The organism is Thermosynechococcus sp. QKsg1 (assembly GCF_031586415.1).
Taxonomy (GTDB): Bacteria; Cyanobacteriota; Cyanobacteriia; order Thermosynechococcales; family Thermosynechococcaceae; genus Thermosynechococcus.
In genome coordinates this window covers 2,308,192-2,321,211 of the sequence record NZ_CP134200.1, presented here as the reverse complement: position 1 = coordinate 2,321,211, position 13,020 = coordinate 2,308,192, and the positions used below count along the sequence as shown (strand labels likewise).

General features: G+C 53.2%; 8 protein-coding genes. 5 read left to right on the top strand and 3 right to left on the bottom strand.

Going from position 1 to position 13,020, the window contains the following annotated elements:
- Positions 1 to 12: 12 nt before the first annotated feature.
- Positions 13 to 4,377 (bottom strand): ribonucleoside-triphosphate reductase, adenosylcobalamin-dependent, encoded by a 4,365-nt coding sequence (gene nrdJ / locus RHP47_RS11355; protein WP_310840523.1) that lies wholly within the window; start codon positions 4,375 to 4,377, stop codon positions 13 to 15.
- Between the two features lie 156 nt (positions 4,378 to 4,533).
- On the opposite strand from nrdJ, the gene RHP47_RS11350 reads away from it, so the two are divergent.
- Positions 4,534 to 5,772, top strand: a complete 1,239-nt coding sequence (locus tag RHP47_RS11350) for an aspartate aminotransferase family protein (RefSeq protein ID WP_310840522.1) — start codon at positions 4,534 to 4,536, stop codon at positions 5,770 to 5,772.
- Here RHP47_RS11350 and RHP47_RS11345 read toward each other — a convergent pair.
- Positions 5,769 to 8,750, bottom strand: a complete 2,982-nt coding sequence (locus RHP47_RS11345) for an FHA domain-containing protein (protein WP_286625777.1) — start codon at positions 8,748 to 8,750, stop codon at positions 5,769 to 5,771. The genes RHP47_RS11350 and RHP47_RS11345 overlap by 4 nt on opposite strands.
- 232 nt (positions 8,751 to 8,982) lie before the next feature.
- Between RHP47_RS11345 and RHP47_RS11340 the strand changes: the two genes are divergently transcribed.
- The 4 genes from RHP47_RS11340 to RHP47_RS11325 all read left to right on the top strand — a co-directional run bounded on the left by RHP47_RS11340 (position 8,983) and on the right by RHP47_RS11325 (position 11,688).
- Positions 8,983 to 9,735 (top strand): response regulator transcription factor, encoded by a 753-nt coding sequence (locus tag RHP47_RS11340; RefSeq protein WP_310840520.1) that lies wholly within the window; start codon positions 8,983 to 8,985, stop codon positions 9,733 to 9,735.
- A gap of 40 nt (positions 9,736 to 9,775) precedes the next feature.
- The gene (gene bioF, locus RHP47_RS11335; protein WP_315863463.1) at positions 9,776 to 10,951 is read left to right on the top strand and encodes an 8-amino-7-oxononanoate synthase; all 1,176 of its coding nucleotides are present in this window, start codon (positions 9,776 to 9,778) and stop codon (positions 10,949 to 10,951) included.
- 81 nt (positions 10,952 to 11,032) lie between these two features.
- Entirely contained in the window at positions 11,033 to 11,242 is a 210-nt protein-coding gene (locus RHP47_RS11330) for a glycogen debranching protein (RefSeq protein WP_149820955.1), read from the top strand.
- 131 nt (positions 11,243 to 11,373) lie between these two features.
- Positions 11,374 to 11,688, top strand: a complete 315-nt coding sequence (locus RHP47_RS11325; RefSeq protein WP_190278082.1) for a DUF5132 domain-containing protein — start codon at positions 11,374 to 11,376, stop codon at positions 11,686 to 11,688.
- A gap of 63 nt (positions 11,689 to 11,751) precedes the next feature.
- On the opposite strand, the gene RHP47_RS11320 is transcribed toward RHP47_RS11325, so the two are convergent.
- Positions 11,752 to 12,633, bottom strand: coding sequence for a universal stress protein (locus RHP47_RS11320; RefSeq protein ID WP_310840516.1), 882 nt, complete (start codon positions 12,631 to 12,633; stop codon positions 11,752 to 11,754).
- Positions 12,634 to 13,020: the final 387 nt, after the last annotated feature.

The following is a 13,020-nucleotide window of genomic DNA, read 5'->3' as shown; positions in this document are numbered from 1 at the left end:
TGCCCCCTTTTCCTAGGACATTAGACACTTATCGGAGTCGCAGCCCGCAGGTCCTGCTTCCATGAGGGGTTGGGTATAGCGGGAGAGGGCTTCATGGAAATCATGGATCCGCTTGCGCCGAGCAACCGCAGTGACTTCCTGCTCGTACCGTTCTTTGCTAATGGGTTCAAAGGGCAGACGCGGGAATGTTTCATGGGCATCAAAGCGTGCCAAGAGCGCCGCAGAGATATACCCTTGATCCTGCTGAATCGCCGTGTAAATTGCCGTGGCAAGGGGTTCGACTTCAGGTTCCCGTAGCTCAATGGTGGCACTGGTGTTGTGGGTGGTGTAGTGCTGCTGCACCTGCATATAGAAGTCAAACTGCGCCAAGGCCGAAAACTGGCTAATATCAATCGTGTCTGCCCCCGGCAGATCTGCCCAAGAGACGGCAACGGGAATTTCCACTAGCCACTCGGTACACCGTGGATCAAAGGGATCATCAAGAAGTTTCCCTGTCTCATCCTTATCGGACTGGGAGGGAATGATATTGTAGCCAAAGTCATAGCAGGCCATGGCCACGGGGTCGCCCTTGCGGAAGGTAATCCGTCGAATAAAGCGTTGGGCTTTGGGGGGATGCCAGCCGGGAGAGGCACCCGTCAACAGGGATTTGGTACCGGAGGGTTGGACGGTGGTACAGCGATTGGGGCGCTTGAGGCCGTGGCGATCGCAATACTCCCAGACGGTCTCATGGACAATTTGCCGCCAGCGTTGCAGGAAGGCTGCCTCTTGGGCTTTGAATTCGCGCCCTTGGGGGGTATCCGGTCGTCCCGCGGCCCACCATTCCAGCCAAGGCACACCAAAGGCATGAACACAGAAGTCAAATAGCCCCGTAAAACTGACGCCAACAATGGGATCAATCGCGCGGGAGTATTGATAGCGATCGACAACAAAGCGATGGTTCAATAGCGCTGCCACTGAGAGCGCACCAGCCTTGAAGGCTTTTTCCTGTGTGATCGTATCCGCTGGATCAATTTGATTCAGGTGGATTTCCGCAAGGTTGCAGTGGAAATCAGCACCAATAATTTCACCGCAATTGTGAGCAACAAAGCCATTGGCATCAAAGCAATTCGGGCCGGGCACGGTACAGTCATACACTGGCTCAATGCCATCGGGAGTAATTGACTCAACGACAACTGTAAAGCGTTCGGGAGGTAAGGAGTCATTATGGGCGATCGCCCCCAATTCCAGAACCCGAGCCAGCGTTGTGAGATTATCCCCTTGGATAACTAGGGATGGTTCTGCAACTACCGAAACGATTCCCAAACGCAGTAGCATGCGCTGAATAAGTGAAGCTAGTTGTCGATCCCCCAGTGTGACATGCAGCCGTGGTATTGATGTTAACTGAGTCGTAACGAAAATCTCTCGCAGGAACCCGCAGTAGAATGCATAGCTGCCTTCTTCGATGGTGATTAGGCGAAAGTTCTTTTCTAAGGTATGGGGGAGTACAGCTATCCAGTCGTTTTGGCGGTGTTCAATCCCTGTGAAACAGCCTGCTGCTTGGGTTTGCACAGCAGCGCTTCCTATGGCAACTTGATAAAGGGCTTGAGCGGTGTAACGGCCTTCTTCCCAAGTTCCCTTACCACCCCAAGGGGTTAGATCACGGTGATTGTGCAAAAGAAGGCGATCGCCTGCGTGCAATTGACCTGCTTCTACCCATTCCGTGTATTGTCTTTTCGGGGTTTGGGCGGTCACTTTCAGCAAACGATGGTTCGCGGTGAGCCGTAGGGTATAGCCTTCACGGGTGGTGAGTTTGAGAACTGGCTGGATACCACTCAGGAAAAAGCCAGCGGCGGTGGTACTAAACAATTTGCCATTGACATAGGTGCCGTGCTGTTGGCCGATCAAATCTTTGACTTGGCGCGGCCCTACTTCTGTGAGTACCCACGTATCGCTTGTAACACAGGGATTGAGGCCATAACGACCCAAGCGGTGAGCCAGCTCCCGTTGATCGATAGTGGGCAACAGTTGCCGCAAAAACGCCTCCCCCTGTTGATTTTCATAGGCACGGAGGAAGGCCTGCTTGAGATCCGCTGTAGTCAAAAGATCGGCATTGGCGCGGGCAACGGCCTCCCCGGCCCATTGAATGGCACCTTCCCCTGAATAGAACTGACTGCGCACGGCATTGATACATTCTTCAAGACTAGGCTTGGTGTGAAAGACACGGGTGTGGTTGGCCATCCGCAGGGCATCCCGCTTGGGATCAATTCGCCAATTGCCTTGCTCATCCTGTTGCCAGAGATTTTGCTTGGCTTGGGCAAAAGCCTTATCCTCACTTGCCCCCTGACGCATACCAGCGCTGTTGTGCATCAGATAACCATCACAGTAAAAACAGTGGGCATCTTCGACCTCAATATCATAGGTCTGAACATAGTCGTAGCTGCCTAGTTCTTTTACTGTTACGGGAATATCAAGACTAACTTCAGCTTCAGCAATATACCTCTCGTAATTGGCATCCACGCTTCGGGAACCTTCAAAACCCATTTCCCGCATTTGGCTATAGGTATAGGTTTCCCGCATCATGGTTGCAGGAATTGTAAAGCCATGGGCTTCCTGTCCTTGATGAATTTTGCCTTTCAAGGAATACGGTGCAATGAGACTGTTGTAGCGAGCCTTAAAAGCCGGTAGTTTGAGGTGATATTTGAGTTGCCAATGCTCTTTTTGGGGGAGTGTGACACCGATTCGAACAGCAATTCCCAAACTAGATAAAAGAGTGCTAACTTGACGAGCAAATTTAGGATATACAGTCGTTAATAGGTAAGGTGGCCGCCCACAGGCAGAACCGTCACTATCCACTAGACCTGCTAAGTAAGCGCAACGCACCTCAACCGTTCCCTGCAAGATAAAGCTAGGGACTTCTAACGGTTGTTTAGGTTGCTTAATATAGCGGTGAAAGTATTCTGCAAGATGAATAGAGGTTACTCGCGATCGCAAGGTATTCTCACCTTCAATACACTCTTGTCTGGCTTGTACACCGAAGAGAGTAAGAGCACAGTTGATTTTAGTATGAATCTGCTGAGCAAGCTTGGAATCTAAACTGTTGTAAACCCAACAAATGCTACCAAAGGGTTTGTTGTACTTGTTGCGTCCCAAGCTAACATAACCATCCCCGTGGGTAAAGCCAATTAACCAAGCAACATCAGCCGTCAGTTCTGGAATAGTGATTGCTTGAGAAGTATGACTACCGCGTGGTCGAGAATCAGTAAAGTCTGATGGCAAATGAGTAACTGTACCGGGTAAAACTTGAGTATTGTGAAGCAGGCGATCGCCCGGGTTTAAGGCATTGACAAATTTCCAGTGAATTCCCCCTGAAACATCCGCAAGAGTTGCGATCCGATGGTTTAGGGTAGCTCGCAGCAAGGGACCATTTGTTATTACTTCATAAGCCTCTTGGTAGCCTTGGTCAAATTTCTGGGTTACTTGCCGAAACCCTAAGGGCGTTTGCACCCAGTCCCCCACTTGGATGTCTTTGATAGGGATCAGTCCCTTGCTTGTGTGTACCAAAGCATCCTCAGGCAAACAACGCCTCACATTGCCAGCAACAACCACAACGGCTGCCTCATCAATCAGCAGACAACACTCCACAGAGGTCAACTGGCGACCCACCGCCGCATTCAACAGTGCCGCGCAGCGATGGTAGAGGTCTGGCAGCTTTACTGGATTGGCAACTCCCCCAAACCCCTTGAGCCGCTCACCCGTAGGACGCACATCACTAATGTCAATCGTCACCTGAACTGAACCAGCGAGTTGAGGATTGCTGGCGAGTTCAAGCAGCGTTTGGTAGGACTTCACCCACCCTTGGCGGCTATCCCCCACTTTGATTTGACAGGTCTGCCCCGTGAGTATTACAGTTGTTTGCTCTTGACGCGCTTCCTTGGGGGTTTGACCAATTTGACCAATGACAGTCACCTCAAGGCGATTGCAAATCGGCGGCAACTGGGAGATGTATTTCTGCTCTAGAATCGCCCCTGTGCCACAGCCCTGCATGGCCAAGTCCATCATCAGGCCAAAGGAATCCCAATCCACGACATTGGTGCTGGTGCAGTTGTAGGCACCGGAAAAGTTCTCGGGCTGGCGCACCCAATCCGTTCCTCCCACCCACAACCAACGGCCAGAGGGCAGTGCCTTCAAGTCCTGCTGCATTTCCCGGAGAAGGGCAACTTCTGCTGCGGTGAGGTGCCCCACTTCCTGTAGTCCTTGCAGGGTGCGATCGCACACCTGTTGCCAACTCTCCCGCTCGCCCGCTTCATTTTGGCGGCTGTAGGTGCGGTAAAACACGGGATAGGCTGTGGGAGCCGTAGCGGGGAAGCTGGTTTGAGGACGGGGAGGATTTTGCACCATAGGGGCAGGACTCAATGGCGGAATACTAGGTGTAGTGTACCGAAGCAATCCTTGGGGGTCAATAAGCACTAATTCTAGAGAGACCTGTAACTCCCCTGCCACAGCGAGAGGGAGATGCTAAGATAGCAGGAAGTTTTTGCTTTGAGTCCAGAGTCAATGGTTGCTGCTCTCCCAACGTCCTTCAGTACCGATGCCTTTGACCAAGTGGTGATGACCACCTATAGCCGCTTTCCCATTACGCTCGTGCGCGGTGAAGGCTGCCGTGTTTGGGATGATCAAGGCCGCAGCTATCTGGACTTTGTGGCGGGAATTGCCACCTGTACCCTCGGTCATGCCCATCCGGCTTTGGTGGAGACAGTCAGCCGCCAAATGCAAACGCTACACCACGTCTCAAATCTGTATTACATTCCCCAACAGGGGGCACTGGCGCAGTGGTTGGTGGCTCACTCCTGCGGCGATCGCGTGTTTTTCTGCAATTCCGGGGCTGAAGCCAACGAAGCGGCCATTAAACTGGCGCGCAAATATGCCCATACGGTTCGCCACATTGCCAACCCGATCATCATTACGGCACAGGCTAGCTTCCACGGACGCACCCTCGCCACGATTACTGCTACGGGTCAACCGAAATACCAACAACACTTTGACCCCCTAGTGCCCGGCTTTGCCTATGTTCCCTACAACGATTTTGCGGCATTGCAGACTCTTGTTGAGCAACTAGATCAGTCCCAGCCCCAAGTGGCCGCTATTCTGTTGGAACCGTTACAGGGAGAAGGGGGAGTCCGTCTTGGCGATCGCGCCTATTTTCAACGGGTACGCCAACTCTGTACCGAAAAAGGCATTCTCCTGATTTTTGATGAAGTGCAAGTGGGCATGGGGCGCACGGGTTCCCTGTGGGGCTATGAAACCCTCGGTGTTGAACCCGATATTTTCACCTTGGCCAAAGGCCTAGCGGGGGGAGTTCCCATTGGTGCCATGATTGCCAAGGAGTTTTGTGCTGTCTTTCAGCCGGGGGATCATGCCAGTACCTTTGGCGGTAACCCCTTGGCCACGGCAGCAGCGCTCACGGTTTGTGAAACCCTTGAAAAAGAGAATCTCCTCGAAAATGTGCGCGATCGCGGGCAGCAACTGCGGACAGGACTACGCGAACTAGCAGCAACCTATCCCCAGCTCATTGCTGAGGTGCGCGGCTGGGGACTGATCAACGGTCTGGAACTGCAACCCGACACCCCCCTCACCGCTGCTGAAGTCGTCAAAGCTGCCCTTGCTGAGGGGCTATTGCTGGTGCCCGCGGGGCCGCAGGTGGTGCGCTTTGTCCCTCCTCTCATTGTCAGTGCTGCCGAGATTGATATGGCCTTAGGGGCAGTGAGCCGAGCCTTTGCCCACTTAACAGCCTAAAGCACATCCTTGCGTTTTTGAAAAACCCCCACTAGTCCCAGCATGAGGGCAATAATGCCCCCTAAGCGCAGGTTATTGACGGTGACATTGGCGTTGAACGTGTGCCTCTGAAGACTCCAAAAGCGATCAATAAGAGCTTCACCGCTGGCGATCGCCCGCCCCCGCTGCTCTTTCCAGAGGGCAAATTGGTCTTGCCAGCGCTCCATGGCCGCCTGATAGTCTTTGACCCGTTGATTGTACTCCTCGACGCGATCGCGATAGGCCTGATCAAACTCTAAGACCGAATTGGGCAGTGGCGGTGGATCACCCGGTTCCGGAGGTTGTGGGGGTTCGGGTTCATCTACAGCGGGGTGGTACTCCTTGCGCACGCCGGGAAAGCGGCAACGTTGAAAGAGGTTATCATCAAAACACGGACATTGCTCTAGGGCTTCAGGACTGAGTTTCTCCCGTTCAGATTTGGATTGCTGCCAGCAGGCATCCCGCGCCACATCCTGACCAAAACCGAAGAGGGACACCACATTGGCATAACTCCAGCGGGTCAACGTCACATCACTGATTAGATTGCCCACGCCCCCCAGATCCTTCAGAGGAATAATTGCTCCAGCAAAGGTAATCTGCGGTACCAAAAAGAGAATCGTTAACAAGGGAGCCACGGTTTGCGTCGGCGAGAGGGCAGAGACCAGTAACCCCATCACCATGCCACCAAAGGTGGCCAGAAACAGCGTTAGATACAAGCCAGCGATCGCCCCAATACCGAGGCTCAGATCGATCGCCAAAAACTTCACCGCCAAAAAAACCGCTGCTTGGTACAGTGCCAGCACCACTGCTGGGCCAAGCTTGGAGAAAATATAGGGCCACAGCCCCAACCCCACCATCCGTTCGCGGCGATAGATCTCCAGTTCCTTAACAATTTCCCGCATCGTCGCTAGGCTGCCCACCATCACCGCAATCAGCACAGTAACAAAGGCCATCGTAAATGCCTGCCCCGCATCCCCCTGATCCGGATCGAGAATCGTTGGCTTCCAGAGGACAAAATCCAAGGCTCCCAAAATCGGCGCGAGGGAGAGCATGAGAATGAGTGCCGCCCGATCCTGTCGCAAAATGGCCAAGTTTCGCTGGGTGAGGATCCACCACTGCCGCCACGGTGCCACTGGGGGCAAGGTTGTTTTGGGGCGTTGCGGTTGAACTTGACGGGTTGCTCCCGTATCCACATTCAGGGGACGCTGCCGCTCCACCACATAGGTTTGATACAGATGAGACTGGCGATAGCGCTGCTGCCACACCGCCGGATTGGGCTCGCTCTCAATCTTGAGGTAAATTTCATCAAAATCTTGGACATCAAAATAGCTAAGGGCTTGATCCGGTGGCCCAAAATAGGCAAGGTGGCCGCCCCGTGCCAAAAACACCACCAAATCGCAGAGCATGACATTCTTAGTCGCATGGGTAATCAGTAAAATCGTTCGCCCCTGATCTGCCAACTGCCGCAACAGCCGCATCATCTGGGTTTCTGTGCCCGGATCCAAGCCAGAAGTGGCTTCATCCAAGAAAAATAAACTGGGGCGGGTGAGCAATTCCACACCAATCGACACCCGTTTGCGCTGACCGCCACTCAGTTGTTTCACCAGTACATTGCGACGAGATGTTAACTCCAATTCCGCAAGGACGCGGTTCACCTGTTCCTGTCGCTCTTGATCGCTAAAATCAGCAGGTAAGCGCAGTCGTGCCGCATAGTCCAAGGCCTGAGCCACCGTTAGCTCGCTGTGGATAATGTCATCCTGAGGCACATAGCCAATCTGGGTGCGATAGGTGCCAAAGTAGCGGTATAGGTCGTAGCCATTGACCAGTACCGTGCCCGCCGTCGCCGGGCGAAAGCCATTGAGGGCATCGAGGAGTGTTGATTTACCGGCACCACTGCCGCCAACAATCGCGACAAACTCGCGGGGCAAAATTGAAAGGGAAATGTCTTGCAGCAGCTTTGCCCCCTTGGCGGTGGTTTTGCTGAGGTGGATGGCATCGAGGCGCAGATTGCCACTGTCGTTGTGGGGAACAATGGTTTCGTCGGGGGTAAACAGCGAGCTATAGGGGCCAATGCGCACCAAAGCCCCCGTGGGTAAAGGCACGGGTTTGCGGGGTTCAAGGCGCTGGTTATTGATGAAGGTGCCGTTGGCAGAGTCGAGATCGACAATGTACCACTGTCCTTCCTGAAGGTAGAGGCGGGCATGAAACCGCGAGACGACCGGATGATCCAGCACCATATCATTGCTGGGATCTCGGCCAATCCGCACCTGCTGGCGATCGCGCAGTTGGAGGGGGCGCGTTTGCTCCACAACCTCCGTGGCGGGCATCAACAAGTAGGTCAGCCGCAGGAATTCCCCCACATGGATCACATCCCCCGGTGCCAAGGCATGTTCGCTAATCGTTGTGCCTCGCCAGTGAAGGCCATTCTTGCTGCCCAAGTCAATAATTTTGTAATGCTCTCCCGATCGCACCAGCTTGGCATGGTGAAAGGACACAAAGGGATGGTCAATGGTGATGTCCGCCTTCGGATCCCGACCGAGAACCAGTTCCTCCTTCAGCAGCGGAAATTCCTGCAACCACTGGGGCGTTGCCACCTGCAAGATCGGCGTACTGGCAGCCCCCATCACCACCGTGCCCGGCAGTTCCGTTGTTGCCATGCCATCTGGATCAAAAATGGCTTCAAAGTCACCGATTTGTAGGCGATCGCCCGCCTTTAGAGCCACAGGGGTGCGTGGCCGCAGCTTCGTACCATTCAAAAAAGTGCCGCTGGCGCTCCCAAGATCCGCCACTTGATAACCCGTCTCCGTGGGAATAATCAAGGCATGGTGGCGGGAAATCCCCTCACCGACGAGAATCACTTGGCTTTGGGGGTCGGTACCGATAAGCAGGCGATCGCGCCCCAGTTGAATTTGCTGTCGTGAACCATCAGCCGCTAAAAGGTTGAGAATGGGCACTGCCATACCGCTTGTTTAGAAACCCCACTTCATTTTGTCACTAGAGCCAGAGTAAGAATTTTCTATTACAGGAACAAGAAAAAAACCTAAAGTATTAGTCGTTACGAAATCATTGGGATTAAATTTGCTAAATTAGCATCCAATTCATCCAGACATTGCCACTCTGTTGCACCCTCTCCCAGACATGTAGAAGAAATCTCTTTTTCCTGTACTCCGCCGTTGTTGTGGGGATGTATTCATGTTGATGCACGTTGAAATTATTGAAAGTAACCCCCACCTGCGTTCCCTCCTTGGCTGGCACCTACAGCAAGTGGGGCACATCGTTCATCTTGCCAGTGGTTGTCAACAGGGGCAGGAAGTATTTCAACTGCGACATCCCGATTTGGTTGTTCTCGATCTGGACTTGAATGAGGGCAATGGTTTGGAATTATGCCGCTGGCTTCACTACCAAAACACTGTTTTGATTTTAGTTCTTTCCGCCCATGAGGATGAAGCGGATGTGGTGACGGCGCTGCGGGTGGGTGCCGATGATTACTTGGCCAAACCCTTTGGGATGCAGGAATTTCTTGCCCGAGTCGAGGCCTTGGCACGGCGAGCACGCCCCTGTTTACCCAGTGTCCTGAACTTGGGTGAGTTACAAGTCGATTTAGTGCAGCGGCGAGTGGTGGTACGCAATGTGCCAGTGGATTTGACACCGCAGGAATTTAGCCTACTCTATGTTCTGACGCAAATGGGGGGCACGCCTTTGAGTCGTCAGGAGTTGCTGCGGCGAGCTTGGCCAGAGAGCATTGACAACCCCCGCACCGTGGATACGCATATCTTATCTTTGCGTAAGAAAATCGAAGTGGATCCGCAGCAGCCGCGCCTCATTCAAACCGTGCGCAATGTGGGCTATCGGCTGCACCTAGAGCCATTGAATGGGCGCTACCACCAGAATGGCAATAAACCCCATTCCCGTCCCCCGCGATCGCCCCGCCACGTATTGGTTTAGACTTTGTCCAGTCTTCCTAAAATATGCTCAAGTTTCTCAAATGAGCGATCCCTTTGCGTGGCTAGAACCTGCCCTAGATGCCCTGCACCGTGCCCATTGGTATCGCCAACCCCTTCTCAGTAGCGCACCGGGGGCAGTGGTGAGTGTTGGCGAGCCACCCCGCCCATTGATTAACTTTTGCAGCAATGACTACTTGGGTCTGGCCAACCATCCGCAGGTGAAAGCAGCCGCCATTAAGGCGATTGACGAATGGGGTACTGGGGCGACCGGGTCTCGCCTTCTCAGTGGTCAACGTTGTCTTCATGAACAACTAGAGCGGGCGATCGCCCAGTGGAAAGGTACAGAGGCTGCCTTAGTCTTTAGTTCTGGTACTGCCGCCAATCTCGGTACCATTGCTGCCCTTGTGGATCAACGGGACTTGGTACTAGGGGATGCCTACAACCATGCCTGCCTCAAAAAAGGTGCTCGCCTCAGTCGGGCCGTCTTCTACGAATATTCCCACAACAACGTCGCCATCCTTGCCCAACTTCTAGAAACCCATCGCTGCCAATATCGCCGCTGTCTTATCCTCACCGATGGTGTCTTTAGTATGGATGGGGATGTTGCCCCCCTAGAGGAGATATTGGCGCTAGCCGAAGCCTACACAGCCATGGTACTGGTGGACGATGCCCACGGCACAGGGGTGTTGGGAACTAATGGTGCCGGTACCTTGGCCGCCTTGAAGCAATCGAGTCCGACCGTCATTCAAATGGGTACCCTCAGCAAAGCCCTTGGCAGTTTAGGGGGATACATTGCCGGCTCTCAAGCCCTGATCACCTATTTGCAACACCGTGCCAGCACATGGATCTATAGCACGGGACTTTCACCTGCCGATACCGCTGCTGCCCTTGCCGCCCTTGAGCAACTACAAGCAGAGCCTGCCCTGCGCCAAGCCCTTGAGGAGCGCATTCAACAACTCGAAGAAGGACTGCAAGAATTGGGTTGCCCCGTTTTGCCCCGTCCGCTACCGACCCCCATCTTTTGCCTGCCTGCTCCGGATCCAGCCACTGTTCTCCAATGGGGTCAGAAATTACAAGAGGCTGGATGTTGGGTGGCGGCGGTACGGCCACCGACCGTGCCCTTTAGTCGTCTGCGCATCACCCTAAGAGCCGATCACACTTCTGAGCACATTGCGCAATTGTTGGCAGCGTTGGGAGCCTTACTAAAGGGCTGTTAAGAATCGCTGACGATCACTCTCTATTTCGCCTAGGCTGTAGATAGTTCCGTGCCATCGGCAAACTGTGCCAAGGAGTGAGTGATGAGGACGATTTGGGTGAGCGAGCAAATTGATCCCTCTGGCCTGCTTTATGCCTGTATTGCCTGTCGTGATGAAGCACAGGCGAGGGAGTGTGTGCAGTCTTTTGAGAAAAACTTGACGACAGAACAAAAAGCCGCCGGTTGGCAAGTGCGCCTGCGTACGGTGGCCTCTTGGGATGAGGTTCCCAGTACTGCCCTCAAGCTCTGCTAATCTTTTGGCTCAGCCCTGCATAAGAATCTTAGTGGAGCGATTAAGCCAGTGGGGACGTTGCCCTCCCTGCACCTTTGCTATGATGGGTGCGATGTGCTGATCATTTCTTTTCCTTTGGAGGATGCCGCAGAATGGAGTTTGAAGCCCTGTTACTTGGTTTAGAACCACTTACCGTGCTTGCCCTTGGGGTGGGTGCTGTTGCTGTTGCCCCCGTTGTGGGTGCCGTTGACTCAATGACCGGTCACAACTTGGCAGAGCAAGCTCGCAATGCGGCAAAATCAGGCTTGATGTGGGCGTTTGAAGCCTATGAAAAGGCACAGACGGCTGTCGCTGAAGCCAGTGAGTCTTTCCAAGACTTGGTTGCCGAAGCCCGCTCAGAAATGATGGAGCAAAAAGCAGCAAAGGCCGCCGCGCCTGAGGAACCCCGCCAAGTGACGATTAGCTAAGTTTTAGTGCCTAATTGAAATGCCTTTGGGGTAGTTCTGCTGCCCCCTCTTTATTTTTTTTAATTAGCGACCAGCGGGCGGGAAATAGATCACGGGAAAGACGCAACGGCGAATGATCTCCCCGGCAAAGCTAGGGATTGATAATTCCCAAATTTTACCGACGGAACCAGAGGAAACGGCAATCCCATAGATGTCGCGATTGTGGGCAGCGAGTTGGGCTTCAACGACAGGGCTACCAAAGCGAATCTCGGTTTCAACGTTGAGGCCATAGCCCGTGAATTCCTGCTTTAGCTCGGCAAGAAATTTTTCAGCCTTTGGACGTTGCTCGCCAACTCCCAGTTCCCCTTTGCCAGCATCGCTGATAATCCAGCAGAAGGTCAGTGCAGCAATGCTGGTTTGATCGCGCTTTTGCACGCCTTCCCGCAGCTTTTGGACAAGGTGTTGGGCAGAGGGGCTGTGGTCGTAGGGCACTAGTAGGTGGCGAAAGAGATTTTGACAGCGGAGATTCAGTTCTGCGGTTGTCATCACCCACAACACTTGCGGGCGCATAATCATCACTGGCACTTTAATCCGTTGCAGCACCTCAATGGTTGTACTGCCGAAGAGCTTCTCATCCAAGAGATTGCGAATGGGACGGCTGGCCAGCACCAAGTCAATTTGATGCTTTTCAACGGTGTCCAGAATGGCATCGGCGGGGCGGCGGTTTTCGATGATCACTTCTGCTTTAAGATCCGCTGGAACTTTTGCGGCATCGATTTTGAGTAATTCACGCGCCTGTTGCAGCTTTTTTTCCCGCAGCCGAGGCTTATCGCCATCCTCGTCAATGGGGCGGGCATGGAAAAAGATTAATTTGCGAGCACCCGCGGTTTTCAGTGCCTCAAGGTAGTGGGTCAGTTTGGGGAGACCATCATGGAGATCCGTTGGAATCAATATGTTCTTGAACATGCTGTTGCTCCCCGATGCCAGACTCTAATTGCAGATTACCTTAGAAGGGGGAGGCGCGCTACTCAGTTCTTTTCTCTTTTTAAGTAATAAAATATTACCCCCTCGCAAGCTGCAGGGATCTCTGCTGGCAAATGGCAAGGGCACTGCCAAAGTCTTGGGGGCAGTTGCGCGACCCTATACAGACAACTGATAGAGAAGAAAACGGTTGCTTAGGGGCAACTTTTCGGAAAACCACATCGTCAACTTCAACAGGAGTCACTAAAATAGGGATGGGTACAGAGTCATCATTAAATTCAATAATGTATCCATTACTACTAAATCCCTGTGAAGCAAGGAGATTGTCTATCGTGATGCGATTTTCATTGAGACTTTTCTGGGATTTCGCCC